General features: G+C 65.3%; 20 protein-coding genes and 1 other RNA gene. 8 read left to right on the top strand and 13 right to left on the bottom strand.

Translation table 11 applies throughout. The annotated features are described in order from the left end of the window. Window positions 1–18: 18 nt before the first annotated feature. From AC066Y_RS02815 to AC066Y_RS02775, 9 genes are all read right to left on the bottom strand, one after another. A complete protein-coding gene (locus tag AC066Y_RS02815) occupies window positions 19–1056 on the bottom strand; it encodes an amino acid ABC transporter substrate-binding protein (protein ID WP_478272536.1) in 1038 nt (345 codons plus the stop codon). A gap of 63 nt (window positions 1057–1119) precedes the next feature. Then, a complete protein-coding gene (locus tag AC066Y_RS02810) occupies window positions 1120–1713 on the bottom strand; it encodes a L,D-transpeptidase (RefSeq protein ID WP_176534117.1) in 594 nt (197 codons plus the stop codon). A 166-nt stretch (window positions 1714–1879) separates the two neighbouring features. Further along, window positions 1880–2008, bottom strand: coding sequence for a DUF2474 domain-containing protein (locus tag AC066Y_RS02805; RefSeq protein ID WP_092122578.1), 129 nt, complete (start codon window positions 2006–2008; stop codon window positions 1880–1882). A 101-nt stretch (window positions 2009–2109) separates the two neighbouring features. Beyond that, window positions 2110–3120, bottom strand: coding sequence for a cytochrome d ubiquinol oxidase subunit II (gene cydB, locus AC066Y_RS02800; protein WP_478272535.1), 1011 nt, complete (start codon window positions 3118–3120; stop codon window positions 2110–2112). After that, window positions 3117–4523 (bottom strand): cytochrome ubiquinol oxidase subunit I, encoded by a 1407-nt coding sequence (locus AC066Y_RS02795; RefSeq protein WP_478272534.1) that lies wholly within the window; start codon window positions 4521–4523, stop codon window positions 3117–3119. Before AC066Y_RS02795 ends, cydB begins: the two co-directional genes overlap by 4 nt. Window positions 4524–4642: 119 nt before the next feature. Continuing rightward, entirely contained in the window at window positions 4643–5221 is a 579-nt protein-coding gene (locus AC066Y_RS02790; protein WP_173639353.1) for a thioredoxin family protein, read from the bottom strand. 18 nt (window positions 5222–5239) lie between these two features. Beyond that, complete coding sequence (locus tag AC066Y_RS02785; protein WP_478272533.1) at window positions 5240–5995, bottom strand: cytochrome c biogenesis CcdA family protein; 756 nt, start codon at window positions 5993–5995, stop codon at window positions 5240–5242. 413 nt (window positions 5996–6408) lie between these two features. Beyond that, the gene (locus AC066Y_RS02780; RefSeq protein WP_173639351.1) at window positions 6409–7020 is read right to left on the bottom strand and encodes a sigma-70 family RNA polymerase sigma factor; all 612 of its coding nucleotides are present in this window, start codon (window positions 7018–7020) and stop codon (window positions 6409–6411) included. A gap of 235 nt (window positions 7021–7255) precedes the next feature. Next, window positions 7256–8323 carry an acyltransferase family protein gene (locus AC066Y_RS02775; RefSeq protein WP_478272532.1) on the bottom strand — a complete coding sequence of 356 codons (1068 nt, stop codon included), beginning with the start codon at window positions 8321–8323 and terminating at the stop codon, window positions 7256–7258. Window positions 8324–8546: 223 nt separating this feature from the next. On the opposite strand from AC066Y_RS02775, the gene hrpB reads away from it, so the two are divergent. The 6 genes from hrpB (at window position 8547) to AC066Y_RS02745 (ending at window position 15652) form a co-directional block, all read left to right on the top strand. Continuing rightward, on the top strand, window positions 8547–11015 hold the full coding sequence (gene hrpB / locus AC066Y_RS02770) for an ATP-dependent helicase HrpB (RefSeq protein WP_478272531.1): 2469 nt from the start codon (window positions 8547–8549) through the stop codon (window positions 11013–11015). 153 nt (window positions 11016–11168) lie between these two features. Further along, a complete protein-coding gene (locus tag AC066Y_RS02765; RefSeq protein ID WP_478272530.1) occupies window positions 11169–12635 on the top strand; it encodes an NCS1 family nucleobase:cation symporter-1 in 1467 nt (488 codons plus the stop codon). Between the two features lie 177 nt (window positions 12636–12812). Beyond that, the gene (locus AC066Y_RS02760) at window positions 12813–13325 is read left to right on the top strand and encodes a TIGR02281 family clan AA aspartic protease (RefSeq protein ID WP_478272529.1); all 513 of its coding nucleotides are present in this window, start codon (window positions 12813–12815) and stop codon (window positions 13323–13325) included. Between the two features lie 56 nt (window positions 13326–13381). After that, window positions 13382–13678, top strand: coding sequence for a nucleotidyltransferase family protein (locus AC066Y_RS02755; RefSeq protein WP_176534109.1), 297 nt, complete (start codon window positions 13382–13384; stop codon window positions 13676–13678). Beyond that, window positions 13668–14006 carry a HepT-like ribonuclease domain-containing protein gene (locus tag AC066Y_RS02750; RefSeq protein ID WP_478272528.1) on the top strand — a complete coding sequence of 113 codons (339 nt, stop codon included), beginning with the start codon at window positions 13668–13670 and terminating at the stop codon, window positions 14004–14006. The genes AC066Y_RS02755 and AC066Y_RS02750 overlap by 11 nt, the downstream gene beginning before the upstream one ends. 146 nt (window positions 14007–14152) lie before the next feature. Further along, window positions 14153–15652: a phosphomannomutase/phosphoglucomutase gene (locus tag AC066Y_RS02745; protein ID WP_478272527.1), complete on the top strand. Its 1500-nt coding sequence runs from the start codon at window positions 14153–14155 to the stop codon at window positions 15650–15652. Window positions 15653–15797: 145 nt separating this feature from the next. Here AC066Y_RS02745 and AC066Y_RS02740 read toward each other — a convergent pair whose 3' ends face one another. The 4 genes from AC066Y_RS02740 to AC066Y_RS02725 form a co-directional block, all read right to left on the bottom strand. Next, window positions 15798–16298 carry an Lrp/AsnC family transcriptional regulator gene (locus AC066Y_RS02740; RefSeq protein WP_024578797.1) on the bottom strand — a complete coding sequence of 167 codons (501 nt, stop codon included), beginning with the start codon at window positions 16296–16298 and terminating at the stop codon, window positions 15798–15800. A gap of 76 nt (window positions 16299–16374) precedes the next feature. After that, window positions 16375–17322: a sugar kinase gene (locus AC066Y_RS02735; protein WP_478272526.1), complete on the bottom strand. Its 948-nt coding sequence runs from the start codon at window positions 17320–17322 to the stop codon at window positions 16375–16377. A 74-nt stretch (window positions 17323–17396) separates the two neighbouring features. Continuing rightward, entirely contained in the window at window positions 17397–18347 is a 951-nt protein-coding gene (gene nudC / locus AC066Y_RS02730) for an NAD(+) diphosphatase (RefSeq protein ID WP_106324465.1), read from the bottom strand. A 6-nt stretch (window positions 18348–18353) separates the two neighbouring features. Then, complete coding sequence (locus AC066Y_RS02725) at window positions 18354–18773, bottom strand: HIT domain-containing protein (RefSeq protein ID WP_456725004.1); 420 nt, start codon at window positions 18771–18773, stop codon at window positions 18354–18356. A gap of 97 nt (window positions 18774–18870) precedes the next feature. Here AC066Y_RS02725 and ffs point away from each other — a divergent pair. Both ffs and AC066Y_RS02715 read left to right on the top strand, forming a co-directional pair. Then, window positions 18871–18967: signal recognition particle sRNA small type (gene ffs, locus AC066Y_RS02720), an RNA gene on the top strand. 112 nt (window positions 18968–19079) lie between these two features. Next, complete coding sequence (locus tag AC066Y_RS02715) at window positions 19080–20927, top strand: DNA polymerase III subunit gamma/tau (protein ID WP_478272525.1); 1848 nt, start codon at window positions 19080–19082, stop codon at window positions 20925–20927. Window positions 20928–20942: the final 15 nt, after the last annotated feature.

The raw sequence follows: 20942 nt of genomic DNA, 5'->3' as shown, positions 1-20942 counted from the left end.
TGGCCTGGCTACGCGTCGTTACCGAATCGGCGGCGCGTACTGGACGCCGCCGGCGTTCCAGAGCTGGTTCATGCCGCGCGGAATCTTCAGCTTGGAATCGGCGCCGACGTTGCGGTCGTAGACCTCGCCGTAATTGCCGACATGGCGGATGATGCGCACGGCCCAGTCCTTGGTCAGGCCGAGATCCTCGCCATAGGAGCCCTCGGTGCCGACCAGCCGCATGACTTCCGGCTTCTTCGACTTCAGCGCCTCGTCGATGTTCTTCGAGGTGATGCCGAGTTCCTCGGCATTGATCATGGCGTAGAGCGTCCACTTCACGATCATCATCCAGTCGTCGTCGCGCAGCCGGACCACCGGCGCCAGCGGCTCCTTGGAGATGATGTCGGCCAGGATGGTGTGGTCGCTCGGCTTGGAGAGGTTGAGCCTGAGCGCATAGAGCTGCGAGGCGTCCGACGTCAGCGTGTCGCACTGGCCGGTGTCATAGGCCTTCACGACATCGTCCAGCTTGTCGAACTTCATCTCCGTGTACTTCATGTTGTTGGCACGGAAATAGTCGGCGAGGTTGAGCTGCGTCGTGGTGTTGGCCTGCACGCAGACCTTGCTGCCGTTCAGGTCGAGCGCGGAATCGATGTTGCGCGAGCGCGGCAGCATGAAGCCCTGGCCGTCATAATAGGCGACCGCCGGGAAATAGAGGTCGTAATTGGTCTCGCGCGACATGCTCCAGGTGGAGTTGCGCGAGAGGATGTCGACCTTGCGGTTCTGCAGCTCCTTGAAGCGTTCGCTGGCGTCGAGCGGAACGAACTTCGCCTTCGACGGATCGTCGAAGATCGCCGAGGCCACCGCGCGGCAGAAGTCGACGTCGAAGCCGGTCCAGTTGCCCTTGTCGTCCGGGATCGAGAAGCCCGGCAGGCCCTTGTTGACGCCGCACAGCACGTCGCCGCGGCGGACGGTGCGCTTCAGCGTGCGGGTGTCGTAGCGCTCATAGGTGATAGCGGCGGCCGCAACCAGCGCGGCGACCGCGAGCCCGATCGTCAGGCCGCCTCGAAATGTACGCATGGGTTCTCTCTCGCGAATGATCGGTGAAAAACAGGTCGGATATCGAAGGCGGGTGGGTGGGGATTACAGTTCGGGCTTCTGCCGGATGATCACCTTGGTGCCGACGGGAACGCGATTGTAGAGATCGGCGACGTCGGCGTTGACCAGGCGGAAGCAGCCGGACGAGATTGCGGTGCCGATGGTGTCGGGCCGGTTGGTGCCGTGGATGCGGTACACGGTGGTGCCGAGATACATCGCGCGCGCGCCGAGCGGATTGCCCGGGCCGCCCGCCATGAAGCGCGGCAGATAGGGCTGGCGGGCGATCATTTCCGGCGGCGGGGTCCAATCCGGCCACTCGGCCTTGCGGGTGATGGTCACCAGCCCCTGCCACTGGAAGCCGTCGCGGCCGACGCCGATGCCGTAGCGGAGCGCGCGGCCGTTGCCCTGCACGAGGTAGAGATGGCGCTCGGCGGTGGAGACGATGATGGTGCCCGGCGCCTCGTTGGTCCGGTAGTACACGACCTGCTTCTGCCATTCCGGGTCGAGCTCGTAGCTGTCGTCGGCGACTAGGCCCGGCTCGTCGGCATCGGGTCGGCTCTGGGCAAAGCCTTGCGATGTCGACAGCACGAGGGCGCCCGTGGCGATCAACATCCAGACCAGGTGACGAAGTTTCGTCATGCAAAGCTCTCCTTGTTGGCCCAGCGGCCAATGGCTCCACCCAAATCGCGGGTGGCATCAAATCTCAGCGGCAGCTTGATGGCAAGTTTAGGGCGGGCGTCACACTATATCACTGTAATGCTTCTGTTTTTTGTCATTGCACCCGTGGCACGCCGCGTGAGCGGCCTTATTTCGGCGCAATCCAGAGTCGCAACGCGAAAGAGACCAGGGTCACGGTACCGACGCCGCCGAGCCAGAGCGCTGCGAACCACAACAGGCGCTGGCCGAGCGGCCGCTGATTCGGCACCAGAGCCATTTCCGTTCCGATGGAATCGGAACGAGGCTCTCGATTCTCTTTTTGACGCGTTTTCTTGACGCGAACCGGGATCCCCTTCGCTGGAAAATGCTCTGGTGGCATCAGTGGTATCCGTGGCCGGGGCGCACCTTGCCGCGGAACACCCAATAGGCCCAGGCGGTGTAGCCGAGGATCAGCGGCACCAGGATCGAGACCCCGAACAGCATGAAGATCTGGCTGTTGGCGGGCGACGCCGCCTGCCAGATCGTGATGCTCTGCGGCACGATGTACGGATACATGCTGATGCCGAGCCCGGCGTAGGACAGTGCGAACAGGGCGAGCGTCAGGAAGAACGGCTGGTGGTCGTTCTTGTTGCCGAGGGCGCGCAGCAAGAGCGCGGTGACGGCGGCGACCGCGATTGGTACCGGCGCGGTGAGGATGATGTTGGGCCAGGCGAACCAGCGCTGGGTGTACTGCACGGCCAGGAACGGCGTTGCGATGCTGACGGCGCCGATCGCGCACAGCATCGCGACCAACAACATCCAGCTCAGATGATAGGCGCGCTCGCGCAGTTCGCCTTCGGTCTTCATCACCAGCCAGGTCGCCCCCAGCAGCGCATAGCCGATCACGAGCGCAATGCCGGTCAGGACGCTGAACGGCGTCAGCCAGTCCCACCAGCCGCCGCCATAGTGGCGCCCGTCGACATGGATGCCCTGCAGGATGGCGCCGAGCGCGATCCCCTGCGCCAGCGTCGCGACCAGCGAGCCGCCGGCGAAGGCGAGGTCCCATTTGTTGCGCGCCTTCTGGGTCCGCCAGCGGAATTCGAAGGCGACGCCGCGGAACACGAGGCCGAGCAGCATCGCGATCATCGGCGTATAGAGTGCCGGCATCAGCACCGCATAGGCCAGCGGAAACGCCGCCATCATGCCGCCGCCGCCGAGCACCAGCCAGGTCTCGTTGCCGTCCCACACCGGCGCCACCGTGTTCATGATGACGTCGCGATCGGCCTTCTGCGGAAACAGCGGAAACAGGATGCCGAGGCCGAGATCGAAGCCGTCCATCACGACGTAGACGAACACGGCGAAGGCGATGATGAAGGCCCAGATCGTGGCGAGGTCGATGGGGATGCTCATCGCACGCCCTCCACGGCTGCACCTGCCGCCGGCGTGATGCCGGCCGCGCGGGCGGGAAGGTCTTTTGTCGGGCCTTGCTCGCCGGGATGCGGCGGCTGCGCCATCAGACGCAGGATGTAGATCACGCCCGCGGTGAACACGGCAAAATAGACGATGATGAAGGCGATCAGCGACGAGCCCACCGCCGGCGCTGCCAGCGGCGATACCGAATCGGTGGTGCGCAGCAGCCCGTAGACAGTGAACGGTTGCCGCCCGGTCTCCGTGGTGATCCAGCCGGCGAGCACCGCGATGAAGCCCGCCGGGCCCATCAGGACCGCGAAGCGATGCAGCAGCTGTGACTGGTACATCATGCCGCGCCAGCGCATCAGCAGGCTGAACAGGCCGAGCCCCAGGATCAGGAAGCCGAGCCCGACCATGATGCGGAACGACCAGAAGGTAATCGGCACCGGCGGCCAGTTCTCGCGCGGCACGGTGTCGAGGCCGGCGAGCGGTGCATCGAGCGAGTGCTTCAGGATCAGCGACGACAGTTTCGGCACCTCGATCGCATACTTCACCTTGGCATCGCGCTGGTCGGGCCAGCCGAACAGGATCAGCGGCGCACCGTCCTTGTGGCTTTGATAATGGCCTTCCATCGCCATCACCTTGGCCGGCTGGTGCTCCAGCGTGTTGAGGCCGTGCTGGTCGCCGGCGAGGATCTGGATCGGCGCCACCAGGGTTGCCATCCACATCGCCATCGAGAACATCACGCGCGGGCCGGCGAGATGCTGGTCGCGCAGCAGGTGCCAGGCACCGACCCCGCCGACCACCAGCGAGGTGGTGAGATACGCCGCCAGCACCATGTGCACGAGGCGATAGGGAAAGGACGGATTGAAGATCACCCTCAGCCAGTCGGCGGCGACGAACTGGCCGTCGGCATTGACGGCATGACCGGTTGGCGTCTGCATCCAGGAATTGGCCGACAGAATCCAGAACGCCGAGATCAGCGTGCCGACCGCGACCATCAGCGTCGCCACGAAGTGCAGCCTGGGGCCGACGCGCTCCAGCCCGAACAGCATCACGCCGAGAAAGCCCGCCTCGAGGAAGAATGCGGTCAGGACCTCATAGGCCATCATCGGGCCGATCACCGGGCCGGTCTTGTCGGCAAAGGCCGACCAGTTGGTGCCGAACTGGTAGGACATCACGATGCCCGAGACCACGCCCATGCCGAACGCGACCGCGAAGATCTTCAGCCAGTAATTGAACAGGTTGATGTAGACCTCGCGCCCGGTGGCAAGCCACAGCGCTTCCAGCACCGCGAGGTAGCTGGCAAGCCCGATCGAGAATGCGGGAAACACGATGTGGAACGACATCGTGAAAGCGAATTGCGCGCGGGCGAGTACGACCGCATCCCAGCCTTCAAACATCACGCACCGTCCGTCGTCAATTTCGGGCGCGATCACGTTCGGGATCGCGCATTCCCGGCGTTGAGCCTATCATGCCGGGAATGACGGCGGATTGTCCAATTGGCTGACAAATTGTCCAATCAGCTATTGGCGTTGAGCAGCCGGGCGACGGTGCGGTCGATCTCGTCGTACTGGCCCTCGCCGGCGTGCTGGAACACGATCTTGCCGTTCTGGTCGATGATGTATTGCGCTGGCCAATACTGGTTGCCGTAGGCGTTCCAGGTCTGCGAATTGTTGTCCTGCGCCACCGGATAGAGGATGCCGTGCCGCTTCAGCGCCGCCTGCACGTTGGAGGCCGAATGCTCGAACGGGAATTCCGGCGTGTGGACCCCGATCACGACGAGGCCGCGATCCCGGTACTTTGAATAAAGTTGGGTGACGTGCGGCAGCGTGTTGACGCAGTTGACGCAGCCATAGGTCCAGAAATCCACCAGCACGACCTTGCCGCGCAAATCGGCGAGCTTCAGCGGTTGCGAATTGAACCAGTTGCTGATCCCTGCGAATTCGGGCGCGGCCTGGCTCTGCGCGGTGGTCATCGCGGTGGCCATTGGAACGGGCACGGCCGGCGCGTTCGACTCGGTGCAGAGGCCGGGGATGACGGCGCCGCCGAGGCCAAGGCCCGCCACCAGAGCGGATACAGCAATCAAGCGCAGGGACATCGATCTCTCCTTATGAGCTCACAGGCCGATCTGGCCGTTGGGATAGAACTGGGTCAGCCACGCCACGATCAGCGTGTCGTATTGCAGGTAGGACAGCGCGGCGAAGGCGATGATGACGACGCCGAAGCCCTGCTGCAGGCGCGGCGCGATCCGCGCCATGCTGCGCACGCGGGTGGTCACGGCTTGCCCGCCATAGGCAATGGCAAGCATCGGGATCGCGGCGCCGATCGCGTAGGTGACGAGCTGCAGGCTCGCCCACGCCGTGTCCTTCGAGGTCGCGACGATGGTCAGGATCGAGCCGAGCACGGGACCGGCGCACGGCGTCCACACCAGGCCGAGCGTAGAGCCGAGCACGAAGCCGCCGAACAGGCTCGGCGACGGCCCGGCCTGACTGAGGCTGCCCTCTTGTTTAGACGCGTTTTCTCGACGCGAACCGGTATCCACTTCGCTCGAAAACGCTTTGGTGGCGCCGCTGAGCCGGATCGACAGCCACTCGAACGGCGCCGGCCAGATCATCAACAGGCCGAAGCCCGCGAGCAGGATGGCCGCGCCGGTCCGCAGCAGGTTCGGATCGAAATCGAAGGCGCGCGTGATCGCACTCAGCAGCAATGCCACGGCAGAGAATGACATCACGAAGCCGAGCGCGATCATCGCGGGCCGCGCCTTGCCGGTCTGGCCTATCGATACCCCGAGCAGGATCGGCAGCATCGGCAGGGTGCAAGGGGCGGCGACGGTGGCGACACCGGCAAGCAGGGCAAGGGCAAGGCTGAGCATCGTCGTCCGTCCATCAGAAGTCCCGGCGCGCCAGAAGGCCGTGCCGGGTACGCCTGATGTTCTTCGCCAGGACGGCGTGGTCGTTACGGAGAGTTGGCCGCGGACGACGTCACGTCCGTGTGAGACGAGCTGCGTTCGGCCTCACGACCGCGCGCCAGAAACAGAGCGACCCGGCTGGGGGGCATCCCGGCCGGGTCGTTGGAGGTTACTTGGGAGGTTAGAACTAGGGAGGTATCGAAACTGGGTCAGTGAATTGGGGTTGGGGTTGCGTCGTTGGATATGGGTATAGAGATCGCGTTTTTCCGGGTGATGTCGTCGATTGTTTCAATTGTTTCGTTGCCGGACTTTTTTGGCTTCGTGGACAATTGCCAGGATTGCTTGATCTCCTGCTAAGAACCTGAATTTGCTTTACTTTAGGCGGCGACGCTGTCCACGCCGGCGCCCCTCAGGAGGTCGGCGAGCTGCTTGCGGGCATAGAACATGCGGGTCTTCACCGTGCTCTGCGGGATACCGATGATCTGGCCGGCCTCCTCGACCGACTTCTCATGGTAGTAGACCAGATTGATGATCTCGCGGTGGGCCGGCGACAGCTTGGCCACGCAGGCGCGCAGGATCTCGCTGGTGGTGGCGCGATCGAGCGAGGTTTCGGGCGTGTCGGCGCCGTCGGCGATCTCCAGCACGTCGTCCTGGTCGATGTCCTCATGCCTGCGCTGACGCAGCGCGGTCAGCGCCTTGAAGCGGGCGATCGACAGCAGCCAAGTCGAGACCTGCGAGCGGCCCTCGAACTGGGTCGCGGTGCGCCAGACGTCCAGGAACACCTGGCTGACCAGGTCCTCGGCCATCGTGGTGTCGCGCACCATCCGGAGCACGAAGCGGTAAACCCGGACGTTGTGACGGGCATAGAGCGTGTGCATCGAGGTGCGGTCGTTCTTGGCGATATGCGCGAGCAGCGTTTCATCCGAGGTCGCGCGTGCAGCGTCGATGTGCTTCTTGGCTGCAGAGTTGATGGCGATGACGTTCGGCATGACAGGCTCCCATTTCGCCGTTGGGCGGCGGTTCGTTGGGAGAAACGTTAGTTAGCGCCCGTTTCCGGATGTCTGCGCGAAAAGCGGAAAATGGTTTCGTGACCCGGAGAATTGTTTCGTCGCGGCCCCGGCGACGAAACATTCGGGACCAAAAAGCCAGTCATTTCAACATACGGAAAATTGGAATGGCCGGATTCGTCCCTGTTGGAACGAATCCGAGCCATGACTTTTGGCACTATTCGGCCGCCTGCAGCGCGGGCGCTGGCTTTTTCGGGGCAATCCAGAACGCGTCGGGCCGCTCGAACAGGAAATTGGCCCGCGCCGCCAGCGCCAGTCGCCAGATCAGCAGCGCGCCCGCGACGCCGACCGCGGTGACGATCAGCGCGACCAGGCCGATGTCGTGGATGACATCGAACCGCAGCAGAAGGGTGCGCGTCGCGGCCATCGGCAGGAAGAAGGCAAGGTAGATCACGATCGAGTGCTCGCCGCAGAAGCGCAGGAAGCCGAGCCAGTGCGCGCGCGCCAGCAGCGTGCCGGTCACGATGATCGCGCAGGCGCCGGCCAGGCCGAGTGCCAGCGAGACGACCGGCCATTCGCTGATATCGAGCGCGACCAGGCTGCCGTTGACGAGCGCCCAGAGCCCAAGCCCGAGCAGTGCAAATGCGGGCCGCGCCCGCGCGCGGTCCGACAGCGCGAACACGTAAGCAGCGAGCACATAGCCGGTGAAGAAGTAGATGAAGCGGGCGCAGAACTCGTCGATCACGGTCCAGCCGGTCATGACATGCGCGCTCTCCAGCGCCGCGGCAACGAGCCAGATCGCGAGCGGGTGGACATTGCGCGTGAGCTTGGTGACGACGAAGAAGATCGGCAGCAGATAGATGAACCACAGCGTGCCGAACGGCTCGATGAAGGCCTCGAGATATTGCAGCCCGACCGCGGCCCAGCCTGCCTCAGCGGCCAGCGACGGTGCCTTGAAGCCGAACTGGATCGTCACCCACAGCACGTAGAAATAGGCGAAGTGCATCACCTTGCGGTCGAGATAGGTGCGCCAATCGCGATCGATCACGACCGACAGGAACAGCCCCGAGATCAGGAAGAAGTCCGGCATCCGGAACGGTTTTGCGAACATCACGACATAATGCATGAAGCCGGTCTGCTCGGCGGCCTTCTCGACCCCCAGCACCGAATGCATCATCACGACCATGACGATGCAGATGCCCTTGGCATAGTCGACCCAATCGACGCGCGCGGCCGCGTTCCCGGCGGAACGATCTGTCGCAGCCTGTGTGCCGTTAGTGGTCATCCTTGTCCCGTTCCGGCGTGATCGGGCTCATCATCGGCCCGATCGGTTGCTTTCTCCTTTATCCATACAAATGATGTGCCGCCGAAGGCGGACCTTTCCCCGGTTCCCTGTAACCGGCGAATGGTCTAAGAGGCTCGGAAATCCCAAGCGAATCCTGAGCGAATCCGGGGTTCGTTAACCACAGGACGCAGGTCGGCCGAGGCCGCTGCCGCGATGAGACTCCTTGCCGCACCATTTCGATAGCCCGCTGCCGATCGACGCCGTGCTGGATGAGCTCGACCGCACGCTCGATCGCCACAATGCCGCCGTGCTGGTCGCGCCGCCGGGCGCCGGCAAGACCACGCGCGTGCCGCTGGCGTTGCTCGATGCGCCGTGGGTCAAGGGCAAGAAAATCATCGTGCTGGAGCCGCGCCGCATCGCCGCGCGCGCCAGCGCCGAGCGGATGGCGAAGACGCTCGGCGAGCGGCCCGGGGAGACCGTCGGCTATCGGGTGCGCTTCGGCTCAAAGGTGTCGCGCGCGACGCGGATCGAGGTCGTCACCGAGGGCATCTTCTCGCGCCAGATCCTCGATGATCCCGAGCTCAACGGCGTCGCCGCGGTGCTGTTCGACGAATTCCACGAGCGCTCGCTCGACGCCGATCTCGGGCTGGCGCTGGCGCGCGATGCGCAAACCGGCCTGCGCGAGGACCTGCGCATCCTCGTGATGTCGGCCACGCTCGACGGCGCGCGTGTTGCGCGGCTGCTCGGTGACGCGCCTGTCGTCGCGAGCGAGGGGCGCGCCTTCCCGGTCGAGACCCGTTACGTCGGCCGCAAGGTCGACGCGCCGCTGGAGCGGCAGATGGCGGAGACGATCGCGACCGCGCTGCGCGCCGATGCCGGCTCGGTGCTGGCCTTCCTGCCGGGCGCGGCCGAGATCCGCCGCACCCAGAGCTTCCTCGCCGAGCGCGTGCACGACGCCTCGGTCGAGATCGTGCCGCTGTTCGGCGCGCTCGATGCCACCGTGCAGGATCGCGCCATCGCGCCGGCGCCGAAGGGCATCCGCAAGGTGGTGCTGGCGACCTCGATCGCCGAGACCTCGCTGACCATCGAGGGCGTTCGCATTGTGGTGGATTGCGGCCTGGCGCGGGTGCCGCGCTACGAGCCGGATATTGCGCTGACCCGGCTCGAGACCGTGCGGGCTTCGCGCGCCGCGGTCGATCAGCGGCGCGGCCGCGCCGGCCGTACCGAGCCCGGCGTCTGCTACCGTCTTTGGGACGAGCCGCAGACCGCGTCGCTTCCGGCCTACACCGCGCCCGAGATCCTTTCCGCCGATCTGTCGTCGCTGGTGCTCGACCTCGCGCAATGGGGCGTCAGCGATCCCGCAAGCCTTGCCTTCCTCGACCCGCCACCGGGGCCGGCGCTGAAGGAAGCGAGATCGCTGCTCGGCGAGCTCGGCGCGCTCGATGATGACGGCCGCATCACCGAGGAGGGCAAGAGCCTGCGCGCGCTGGCGCTGCCGCCGCGGCTGGCGCGCATGATCGTGGACTCCGCGCGCTTCGGTGCGGGCGAGGAGGCGGCCGAGATTGCCGCCGTGCTGAGCGAGCGCGGGCTCGGCGGCGACAGCGTCGATCTCGATCACAGGCTCGACCAGTTCCGCCGCGACCGCTCGCAGCGGGCATCGAGCGCGCGCAGCATGGCCGCGCGCTGGGCTTCGCAGGTGAAGGCAGCGGTGAGCGAGCAGAAGGACCTCTCGACCGGCGTCATGCTGGCCTTCGCATTCCCGGACCGTGTCGCGAAGAACCGTGGCAATGGCAGCTTCGTGCTGGCCAATGGCCGCGGCGCTGCCGTGGAGCAGACCGCGGCGCTGGCGCGGCTGCCTTATATCGCGGTTGCCGAACTGACCGGCACCGCCGCGAGCGGCCGCATCCTGCTGGCGGCGCCGATCACCCAGGACGAGATCGAGCAGCGCTTCGCCGATCAGATCGAGAATGTGGAAGAGGTGACGTTCGACCGCGGCGCGATGGCGCTGCGCGCGCGCCGCCGGCGTTCGCTGCATGCGATCACGCTGTCGGAAGCGTCGATGCCGCTCAAGCCGTCGGCCGAGACTGCGCGCGTGTTCGCCGACGGCCTGATCGCGGCCGGTCTCGACCGGCTGCCGTGGCCGAAGCATTCGAAACAGTGGCGCGACCGCGTCATGTTCCTGCGCAAGGCCGAGGACGACAGCTGGCCCGATCTGTCGGACACGGCGCTCGCCGCGCGCGCCGACGACTGGCTGGTGCCCGCGCTCTACGACAAGACCGCGTTGAAGGATCTGTCCGCCGGTGACCTGTCTGACGCGCTGATGGCGTTGCTCCCGTGGGACTTGCGGGCGCGGCTCGATCGCGAGGCACCAACGCATTTCGAGGCGCCGACCGGAACGCAGCTCGCGATCGATTACGAGGCCGAGCAGGGCCCGACCATCGCGGTGCGGCTGCAGGAGTTGTTCGGGCTCAACACCCATCCCTCGATCGCCAAGGGCGCGGTGCCGCTGGTGCTGGAACTGCTGTCGCCCGCACAGCGGCCGGTGCAGGTGACGCGCGATCTGCCGGGTTTTTGGCGCGGCAGTTACGCTGCGGTGCGTTCCGACCTGCGCGGCCGCTATCCGCGCCATCCCTGGCCGGAAGATCCCGCCAGCGCGATGCCGACCAGGCGCGTGAAACCGCGCGGCACCTGATATCAGCGCAAACGCGCAGCGGTTGTCGCGCGCGCAATCCGGTCCCCACTTTTCCCGATCATGCTGACCGGTTGCGCTGGCGAGCGCCGGCAAACGGTGGTTAGATTTGCAGGCTGGGATGGGATCACGGGCTCGCACTTTGGGGAGGCCGCCATGGACTTCAAGAACCTGGAGATCAAGAACGCATCGCCATCGCTGTACAACGAAGACCTGGCGCCGGCCAAGGAACGCAACTGGGGCGCCTTCAGTATCTTCAACGTCTGGACCTCCGACGTGCACAGCCTCTGGGGCTATTATCTCGCCGCCAGCCTGTTCCTGCTCTGCGGCAGCTTCGTCAACTTCATCCTCGCGATCGGTGCCGGCTCGCTGGTGATCTTCGTGCTGATGAGCCTGATCGGCAATGCCGGCGTCAGGACCGGCGTGCCCTATCCGGTGCTGGCGCGGGCCTCGTTCGGAATCTGGGGCGCCAACATTCCGGCGCTGGTGCGCGCCATCGTCGCCTGCTTCTGGTACGGCGCGCAGACCGCGGCGGCCTCGGGCGCGATCGTCGCGCTGCTGACGCGCATCGACAGCTTCAAGGCGTTCCACCAGTCCACCCATGTGCTCGGCCATTCCGGGCTCGAGGTGATCTGCTTCGTCGTGATCTGGGCGCTGCAGCTCCTGATCATCCAGCGCGGCATGGAGACGGTGCGCCGCTTCCAGGACTGGGCGGGGCCGGCGGTGTGGCTGATGATGCTGATCCTCGCGATCTATCTCTGCATCGCGGCCGGCGGCATCTCGCTCACCGCGCCGATCCCGCAGGATGTGCTGCTGGAGAAGACCAGGGATGCCGGCGTGCCCGGCGAGCCCGGCACCTTCCCGGCGCTGTGCGCTGTCGCCGCGACCTGGATCACCTATTTCGCGGCACTCTATCTCAATTTCTGCGACTTCTCGCGTTACGCGCCCGACGCCAAGGCGCTGCGCAAGGGCAATATCTGGGGCCTGCCGGTCAATCTGATCCTGTTCTCGCTGGTCGCCGGCGTCACCACGATCGCGGCGTTCAACGTCTATCACGAGGTGCTGCTACATCCCGACCAGATCTCGGCCAAGTTCGACAGCTGGTTCCTGGCGCTGCTCGCCGCGGTCACCTTCGCGGTGGCAACGCTCGGCATCAACGTGGTCGCCAATTTCGTCTCGCCGGCGTTCGATTTCTCGAACGTGTTTCCCCGGCATATCGACTTCAAGAAGGGCGGCTACATCGCGGCGCTGATCGCGCTGGCGCTGTATCCGTTCGCGCCCTGGGAGGGCAGTGCGGCCTCGTTCGTCGGGCTGATCGGCGCGACCATGGGGCCGATCTTCGGGATCATGATGGTCGATTATTATTTGATCGCCAAAGGTCGCGTGAACGTGCCAGCGCTGTACCAGGAGGACGGCGAATATCGCTTCCAGAGCGGCTGGAACGTCAGCGCGCTGATCGCGGCCGCGATCGGCGCCCTGTTCTCGTCGGTGCTGCCGAACTTCACCTCGATCCTGCCGGCCTGGTGGGCCGTCTATGGCTGGTTCTTCGGCGTCGCCATCGCGGGTGCGGTCTATTACGCGCTGCGCGTGGCGATGCCGAGCCCGGTCGCGAAAACGGCCTGAGAGGCGGCAAATCCCGTCCGGGCGAGGCGGCCGATGACATTCGGCCGCCTCAGCGCGGTCGCATTAACTCTTCGCTCATCCTTTTCGCCAAAATGGCAGGCTCGCGCTGGCACCCTCGCTCGCGGCGGGGCGGCGGGCGTGGTGAAATCGCGTGTTCGGTTTTCCGAGTATGGTGTCATGCGTAACCTGATGATTTTCGCGGCCATCCTGATCGGGCTGGGCACCTTCATGGCCCAGATGGCCAGCAAGATGTCGCCGGCCGCCGCGACCACCGCAAAGCAGACCATGGCCCCCGCCGTCACGGTGGCGCAGGCCAGCGCCCGCACGCTCAGCATTGCGCCCGATCCGCGCGGTCACTTCGCGACCGACGGCCGCATCGACGGCCAGCGCATCAACTTCATGGTCGACACCGGCGCCTACGTGGTGGCCCTGAACGAGACCTCGGCCGCGCGCTTCGGCCTGCGCCCGGTGCCGGGCGATTACACCTCGCGCGTCACCACCGCCAACGGCACCATCAAGGCGGCGCGGGCCCGCCTCGCCATGGTCGAGATCGGCGGCCTCACCGTGCGCGACGTCGACGCGATGGTGCTGCCGGACGAGGCGCTGTCCGAGAACCTGCTCGGCCTGTCCTTCCTGTCCAGGCTGAAGCGCTTCGAATACGCCAACGGCAAATTGTTGCTGGAGCAGTAAGTCCGGCCGCTTGGTGCCCCCTCCCGGTCGCGGCTGCGCGGTGCTATATTGAACCGATGAACAGGTTCGATGCGATCGATACGTTGCGGCGTTCCGAGCGGGCTTTGCGCGGGCGCGGGGTGATGCATGCGGCTCTGTTTGGCTCGGTTGCACGCGGCGACCACCGCGCTGATAGCGATATCGATATCATGATCGAAATCGATCCGGGCGCTCGCCTGACGGTTTTCGACTACATGGACATCAAGGAGTATATTTCGGGATTATTCGAAGGGCCCGTCGACGTAGTCAATCGTGATGCCCTGAAGCCCTATGTCCGTCCTGCTGCAACGGCCGACGCGATCTATGCCTTCTGATCGCGTAGACGGCGCGCTCCATGATATCCTGTATCACATCGATATGGCGATGCGGTTTGTCGAAGGCCTCGATCGCGAAAAGTTCAAGGCCGATATTCGCTCTGTCTATGCTGTAACGCGCTGCCTCGAGATCATTTCTGAGGCATCGCGGCGTCTCCCAGCCGACCTCAAGGCGCGGCATCCTGGGATTGCGTGGAAACAGATGGCCGGGGCCGGCAACGTGTATCGGCACGACTATGAGGATGTTGCGGCGCAGTTAGTATGGGAGACGGTTGAGCAGGCATTGCCGCCGCTGAGACTAGTGATCGAGCAGGAGATCGCGCTCTGATCGGATAGGCCTGTGCCTGTCTCGCTATCCGCCGCGATTTCCGCCGTAATTGTCGGCCACCAGCCCCGGTCCCACCTTTCGCCCGGCCTGCGTATTCGCTAAAGGCTGCGGCGATGTCATTTTGCATGCGACCATAAGGCCGACCCATGTTTCCCAAGCCGAAATCCGCGCTGGTCCCGAACACCTATGCCTTCGAATCCGAGCCGATGGTGAAGCCGACCGGGTTTCGCGAATACGACGCGCGCTGGCTGTTCAACAAGGAAATCAATTTGATGGGCGTGCAGGCGCTGGGCATGGGGCTCGGCGCGCTGATCGCGGAGCTCGGCGTCAAACAGGAGATCGTCACCGGTCACGATTTCCGCGGCTATTCCGCCTCGATCAAATACGCGTTGATCTCGGGCCTGATGGCGGCCGGCTGCAAGGTGCACGACATCGGGCTTGCGGTGACGCCGATGGCCTATTTCGCACAGTTCGATCTCGACGTGCCCTGCGTCGCGATGGTCACCGCCTCGCACAACGACAATGGCTGGACCGGCGTCAAGATGGGCGCCAACCGTCCGCTCACCTTCGGCCCCGACGAGATGACGCGGCTGAAGGAGATCGTGCTCAACGCCGCGTTCAACAACAAGGCCGGCGGCTCCTATCAGTTCCACGAGAACTATCCGGCGCGCTACATCGCCGACCTCACCAACCGGCCGAAGCTGACGCGCAGGCTGAAGGTGGTGGCCGCCTGTGGCAACGGCACCGCGGGCGCGTTCGCGCCGCAGGTGCTGGAGGCGATTGGCTGCGAGGTGATCCCGCTCGACACCGAGCTCGATCACACCTTCCCGAAATACAATCCGAATCCCGAAGACATGGAGATGCTGCACGCGATCCGCGATGCGGTGCTGGCGCACAAGGCCGACGTGGGGCTCGGCTTCGACGGTGATGGCGACCGCTGCGGCGTGGTCGACAACACCGGCGAGGAGATCTTTGCCGACAAGGTCGGCGTCATGCTGGCGCGCGACATGTCGGCGATCAACGCCAACGCGCAGTTCGTCGTCGACGTGAAGTCGACCGGGCTGTTCGTGACCGATCCGGTGTTGCAGAAGCAGGGCGCGAAAACCGTCTACTGGAAGACCGGGCATTCCTACATGAAGCGCCGCACCAACGAATTGGGCGCGCTCGCCGGCTTCGAGAAGTCCGGTCACTTCTTCTTCAACAAGCCGTTCGGCCGCGGCTATGACGACGGCCTGGTGTCGGCGATCGCGATCTGCGAGATGCTCGACCGTGCCCCCGGCAAGTCGATGGCCGACCTGAAGGACGCGCTGCCGAAGACCTGGTCGTCGCCGACCATGTCGCCGCATTGCGCCGACGAGGCGAAATACGGCGTGGTCGACGCTGTCGTGAAGCACTTCGAGACGCTGCAGCAGAACGGCGCGCAGGTCGCGGGCCAGAACATCCGCGATCTCGTCACCGTCAACGGCGTGCGCGTCACGGTCGCGGACGGCAGCTGGGGCCTGGTGCGCGCATCCTCCAACAAGCCGGAGCTCGTGGTCGTGGTGGAAAGCCCGGTCAGCGAGCAGCGCATGCGCGACATGTTCGAGGCGATGGATTCGGTGCTGCGCACGCACCCCGAGGTCGGCGATTACAATCAGAAGATTTGAGGCGGGTACTCGCCGCGAAGAATGGGGTCATCACCCGCGCATGCGGGTGATCCAGTATTCCAGAGACGGTAGTGATGGAGCCGAGAGGCCGCGGCATACTGGATCGCCCGGTCGAGCCGGGCGATGACGGTTCAGCGGGCGGCGCTTACGCCGCGGGCACCGGTAGCGCCGTCACCGACTTGATCTTCTCCATTGCGAAGCGCGAGGTGACGTTCTTCAGCGGCACGGCCGAGATCAGCTTCTTGTAGAAGACGTCGTAGGCCTGCATGTCGGCGACCACGACGCGCAGCATGTAGTCGACGTCGCCGGCCATCCGGTAGAACTCCATCACTTCGGGCATGGCGCTGACGGCGTCGGCGAATTTGCGCAGCCAGGCTTCCGAATGGTCGGCGCTCTCGACCGAGACGAACACGGAGATCCCGAGCCCGATCTTGTTCTGATCGACCAGCGCCACGCGGCGCAGGATCACGCCGTCGGCCTCGAGCCGCTGGATGCGCTTCCAGCACGGCGTCGACGACAGCCCGACCCGGTCGCCGATTTCGGCGACGGAGAGCGAGGCGTCCTCCTGCAACACGGTCAGGATCTTGCGATCGATGGCGTCGAGGCGGCGGTTGTTGTCATGAAGCTGAATGGCGACATCGGTCATAGAAGAAAGTTCCACATGAAGGTTCAAACTCCCTCATATAGAGAAAAATCTTCCAAATCAAGCGGGTCGTGGCCGGTCAGGCCGGCCGGACGTCGGCGTGTTCGCCCAAAAACGCTTCAACTTCAGTACGTTGCGGTGCGGCATAAGCGCCCCCGAAGCGGGTGCATTTCAGCGCTGCGGCGGCCGAGGCAAAGCGGAGCGCCTGCCGCAACTCCTGCTTCTCGGTAATGGCGAGGGCAAACGCCCCATGGAAGACGTCGCCGGCGCCCAGCGTGTCGACGGTATGGACCGGGAAGGCCGGCGTCTCCTCGAGCCCGCCCTTCTCGTTGAGCCAGATCGTGCCCTGATGGCCGCGCGTGCCGGCCAGGAAGGAGGGGGTGAGCTTGGCGAGCTTTTGCAGCGCCTGGCCGTCGTCGGTGACGTCGGCGGTCTGCTGCAGCGGCTCGCTGGAGAACACCAGATGGGAGGAGGCGGTAAGCAGCCCTTCCCGCATCGACATCGCGCGGTCGACGTCGACCACCACGGGAATGCCGCGTTTGACCGCCTCGGCGCAAAGCTCGGTGCAGAACGGCGCGCAGCGGCTCTCGGTCAGGATCGCCGCGCAATCCTCCAGCAACAGCTCGGTCGGCGGCAGCTTGACCTTCCAGAGCTCGGGGTCGCGGAAGGTGACGATGGTGCGCTCGCCGGTGTCGTCGATCATGATCGCCGAGATCGGGGTAACCAGGTCCGGCATGTGGATGAGATGGTTGGTCTCGATGCCTTCCTGGGCCAGCTTGTCGAAGATGTAGCGGCTCGAGGTCTCCCGCGAATCGCCCATCGGCCCGCAGATCGAGGCGCGGCCGCCCAGCCGGACGATGCCGATGGCGGCGTTCAGCGCGTTGCCGCCGCAGATCTCGTCGAAATGGGTGGCGTTCTCCTTGGAACCGCGGGCCGGCACGTTGACGCGGAAGGTCAGGTCGCGCACCGGCAGGCCGATGCAGAGGATGCGGGGCGGGACTTTCGTGGCGCCGTTCTGAAAATTCATGCAGGGGTCCGTCGCAATGGTTCCGTCAACTCAACCTGTCCGGATGTAATCGGCAGAACGATGTCCGGTTCCCGCTACTGGTCCAACGGATTTCGGTGGTGCACCCAGCGGCCGAGCAAATGATGGGCAATCGCGAACGGATGCGGGCCGGCCAGGCCGTCGGGATGCTGGCGCTTGAGCATCAGCGTCGCCTCCGCGTGGTCGAACCAGCGCGCATCCTCCAGCTCGGTGCGGTCGACCACGATGTCCTCGTTGGTCGCACGCGCGGTGCAGCCGATCATCAGCGATGACGGATAGGGCCAGGGCTGCGTCATGTAATAATTGACGTCGGTGCAGCGGATGCCGGACTCCTCGAAAATCTCGCGCCGGACCGCGTCCTCGATGGTCTCGGCGGCTTCGACGAAGCCGGCGAGGCAGGAATACATGCCGGGCATGAACTGCTTCTGCCGGCCGAGCAGCACCTTGTCGCCCGACGTGACCAGCATGATCACGACCGGATCGGTGCGCGGAAAGTGCTCGGCCTTGCAGCTCGGGCATTCGCGCTTCCAGCCGCCGTCCTTCATCGCCGTGCGGGTGCCGCAGTTCGGACAGAAGCCGTGGCGCTGGTGCCAGGTCACCATCGATTTCGCCATCGCGATGGCCGACAGCTGCTCCGGCGGCACCACGCCCTGCATCGCCATGCCGCGCAATTCGGTGATCGCGACGTCGGCGCGCCCGACCAGCTTCTCGGCCGCCTGCGGCGCGATCCCCATGCCGAAGATCGGCGCGGCATCGCGCAGTCCGAGGAAAATCGTGCCGGGATTGGCGCCAAAGCTGCGGGCCTCCTCCAGCGAGAGCAGGGCGCGGGCGCCGCCTTCCTCCTGCTTCACGACCAGCGAGTCGCGATAGATCACATAGGCTCTGGCCTCGCGATGGCCCTCCAGCGCGAACAGCTTCTCGTCATTGCTGCGCAGATGCGCGGCGCGGTCCAGCGCATGGGTGACGAAGGCCGGCTGGCCAAGCGGAAATGAATCGGATGCAGACATCGAAAATCAACCCAACCAGATCTTGCGGCGAAGCGCGCTGATGAAATTCTGCACTTCCTCGGCGTCATGCGCCAGCGGCGGCATCACGCCCCAAACGGGACGCGGCCATGCAGCGTCGCTGGTACGGCGCGCGATGACGTGGACGTGGAGTTGCGGGACGAGGTTGCCGAGGGCTGCGACATTCAGCTTGTCGCACTTGGTGACCTCTTTCAGGGCCCGCGAGACGCGGGTGATCTCCGTCATCAGCTGCGCCTGCTCGACCTCGTCGAGGTCGATGATCTCGACCGCGCCGTCGCGCCGCGGCACCAGCAGCAGCCAGGGATAATGCGCATCCTTGATGACGAGCACCTTGCACAGCGGCAGGTCGCCGATGTCGATGGTGTCTTTCTTGAGCTGCGAATGCAGCGACCAGTTGGTGGCGGGCATGAGGCGCAAGTAATGCCTTTCCGTGTTCCCAGACAAGCCCCACAAAGCCCGGTCAGGCCGCTTGCTTTCCGGCGGTTTTGGCCCCAAATAGGGACCGGGAGATTGGCGGTGGACGAGCCACTCGCCAACCGGGTCAGGTCCGGAAGGAAGCAGCCCTAACGAGGTCCGGATCGGGTCGCTCGTCAGTCTCCTACCTGTTTTTCCGAGCGAATCGCGCTGGAACGGCGGTCTCCGCGCCCGGCGCTCGATTTCGGCTCATATCCGCACGCCGGCTGAAGAGACAATTCCCTAGTTGCGGATCGATGCATGAATGACGCTGGCGACCCCTCCCAACCGTCCGACGGCGCAGGCAAAGCAAGCGTTGACGGCGGCTTCGATTTGGGCGGCGCGCCTGATACGGCCAAGCCGTACCGCGTTCTCGCCCGCAAATACCGCCCCTCCAGTTTCGAGGATCTGATCGGCCAGGAGGCCATGGTCCGCACCGTCTCGAATGCGTTCGAGACCGGGCGGATTCCGCAGGCCTGGATCCTCACCGGCGTCCGCGGGGTCGGCAAGACCACCACCGCGCGCATCCTCGCCCGTGCCTTGAATTACGCGAAGCCGGACGGCTCGGTGAAGGGGCCGACCATCCACATGCCCGACCTCGGCGTGCACTGCCAGGCGATCATGGAAAGCCGGCACATGGACGTGCTGGAGATGGACGCGGCCTCGCACACCGGCGTCGACGATGTCCGCCAGATCAATGACAGCGTGCGCTACGCGCCGGCCAGCGCGCGCTACAAGGTCTACATCATCGACGAAGTCCATATGCTGTCGACCGCGGCCTTCAACGCTTTCCTGAAGACGCTGGAGGAGCCGCCGGAGCACGCCAAGTTCGTGTTCGCCACCACCGAAATCCGCAAGGTTCCGATCACGGTGCTGTCGCGCTGCCAGCGTTTCGACCTGCGCCGCGTCGAGGCCGATGTGCTGATGAAGCATCTCGGCAACATCGCGGCCAAGGAAGGCGTCGAGGTCGAGCCCGAGGCGCTCGGCATCATCGCGCGCGCCGCCGAAGGTTCGGTGCGCGATTCGCTGTCGCTGTTCGACCAGGCGATCGCGCATGCCGCAGGCCTCGTGAAGGCCGACGCGGTCAGGCAGATGCTCGGCCTCGCCGACCGCACCCGGGTCATCGATCTCTTCGATTCGCTGGCGCGCGGCGATCTCGCCTCAGCCTTCGCCGAATTCCGCGCGCAGTATGATGTCGGCGCCGATCCGGTGGTGGTGCTGTCCGACCTTGCCGAGTTCGTCAATTTCGTCACCCGCGTCAAGGTCGTGCCATCGACGGCCGACAATGTCGCGTTCGGCGAGACTGAGCGGGTGCGGGCGCGTGAATTCGCTGCCAAGCTGTCGATGCGGGTGTTGTCGCGGATGTGGCAGATGCTGCTCAAGGGCATCGCCGAGGTGCAGACCGCGACGCGCCCGGCCGCCGCTGCCGAGATGGTGCTGGTGCGGATCGCCTATGTCGCCGATCTGCCGACGCCGGATGAAGCGATCCGGATGATCGAGCAGAATGGCGGCGGCGCGGCGCCCGCGACGTCGGGCTCCGCCGCATCGTCAGCGCCACGCGGCGCGCCGGCCTCGACGATGTCGGCCATGCCGTCTGCGCGGGGACCGCAGGTTGCGCCGCGCGCCGATCTCGCCGCGCGTCCGCAGATGGCCGCGCCGGTCGCCGATGCTGCGCCGGCGCTGCGGATCACGAGCTTTCCGCAATTGATCGCGCTCGCGGGCGAGAAGCGCGACATCATGACCAAGAGCGCGCTGGAGGCCGATGTGCGGCTGGTGCGCATCGAGGACGGCCAGCTCGAGATCGGGCTCGAGCCGAAGGCGCAGCGCGCGCTCGTTACCGATCTGTCACGCAAGCTCGAACTATGGACCGGGCGGCGCTGGACCGTGATCATTTCCAACGAGGCCGGCCAGCCCACGGTGCGTTCGCAGAACGAATTGGCGCGCAGCGAGCATCAGCGTGCCGCGGAGGCTGATCCCCGCGTGCAGGAGGTGCTGGCGCGCTTCCCCGGCACCAAGGTGGTCGAGGTCCGCCGCCTTGCCGCCGAGGTTCCGGTGGCGGATGCGACCGGCGAAGACCCGATTGAAACTTCCGACGGCGACGACGATTGATCTGGCGATAGGAAC

It is taken from the genome of Bradyrhizobium sp. USDA3010, assembly GCF_056429065.1.
Note: the sequence above shows the minus strand (reverse complement) of the source record. Positions and strands in the feature narration are given on the sequence as shown.

Coding starts and splice junctions, on each gene's coding strand:
- AC066Y_RS02810 (WP_176534117.1), bottom strand. CDS start 1,713: ATGACGAAACTTCGTCACCTGGTCTGGATGTTGATCGCCACGGGCGCC.
- AC066Y_RS02735 (WP_478272526.1), bottom strand. CDS start 17,322: ATGAATTTTCAGAACGGCGCCACGAAAGTCCCGCCCCGCATCCTCTGC.
- AC066Y_RS02765 (WP_478272530.1), top strand. CDS start 11,169: ATGGACTTCAAGAACCTGGAGATCAAGAACGCATCGCCATCGCTGTAC.
- AC066Y_RS02715 (WP_478272525.1), top strand. CDS start 19,080: ATGAATGACGCTGGCGACCCCTCCCAACCGTCCGACGGCGCAGGCAAA.
- AC066Y_RS02745 (WP_478272527.1), top strand. CDS start 14,153: ATGTTTCCCAAGCCGAAATCCGCGCTGGTCCCGAACACCTATGCCTTC.
- AC066Y_RS02760 (WP_478272529.1), top strand. CDS start 12,813: ATGCGTAACCTGATGATTTTCGCGGCCATCCTGATCGGGCTGGGCACC.
- AC066Y_RS02750 (WP_478272528.1), top strand. CDS start 13,668: ATGCCTTCTGATCGCGTAGACGGCGCGCTCCATGATATCCTGTATCAC.
- nudC (WP_106324465.1), bottom strand. CDS start 18,347: ATGTCTGCATCCGATTCATTTCCGCTTGGCCAGCCGGCCTTCGTCACC.
- AC066Y_RS02775 (WP_478272532.1), bottom strand. CDS start 8,323: ATGACCACTAACGGCACACAGGCTGCGACAGATCGTTCCGCCGGGAAC.
- AC066Y_RS02815 (WP_478272536.1), bottom strand. CDS start 1,056: ATGCGTACATTTCGAGGCGGCCTGACGATCGGGCTCGCGGTCGCCGCG.
- AC066Y_RS02785 (WP_478272533.1), bottom strand. CDS start 5,995: ATGCTCAGCCTTGCCCTTGCCCTGCTTGCCGGTGTCGCCACCGTCGCC.
- AC066Y_RS02780 (WP_173639351.1), bottom strand. CDS start 7,020: ATGCCGAACGTCATCGCCATCAACTCTGCAGCCAAGAAGCACATCGAC.
- AC066Y_RS02790 (WP_173639353.1), bottom strand. CDS start 5,221: ATGTCCCTGCGCTTGATTGCTGTATCCGCTCTGGTGGCGGGCCTTGGC.
- cydB (WP_478272535.1), bottom strand. CDS start 3,120: ATGAGCATCCCCATCGACCTCGCCACGATCTGGGCCTTCATCATCGCC.
- AC066Y_RS02805 (WP_092122578.1), bottom strand. CDS start 2,008: ATGGCTCTGGTGCCGAATCAGCGGCCGCTCGGCCAGCGCCTGTTGTGG.
- AC066Y_RS02725 (WP_456725004.1), bottom strand. CDS start 18,773: ATGCCCGCCACCAACTGGTCGCTGCATTCGCAGCTCAAGAAAGACACC.
- AC066Y_RS02795 (WP_478272534.1), bottom strand. CDS start 4,523: ATGTTTGAAGGCTGGGATGCGGTCGTACTCGCCCGCGCGCAATTCGCT.
- AC066Y_RS02755 (WP_176534109.1), top strand. CDS start 13,382: ATGAACAGGTTCGATGCGATCGATACGTTGCGGCGTTCCGAGCGGGCT.
- AC066Y_RS02740 (WP_024578797.1), bottom strand. CDS start 16,298: ATGACCGATGTCGCCATTCAGCTTCATGACAACAACCGCCGCCTCGAC.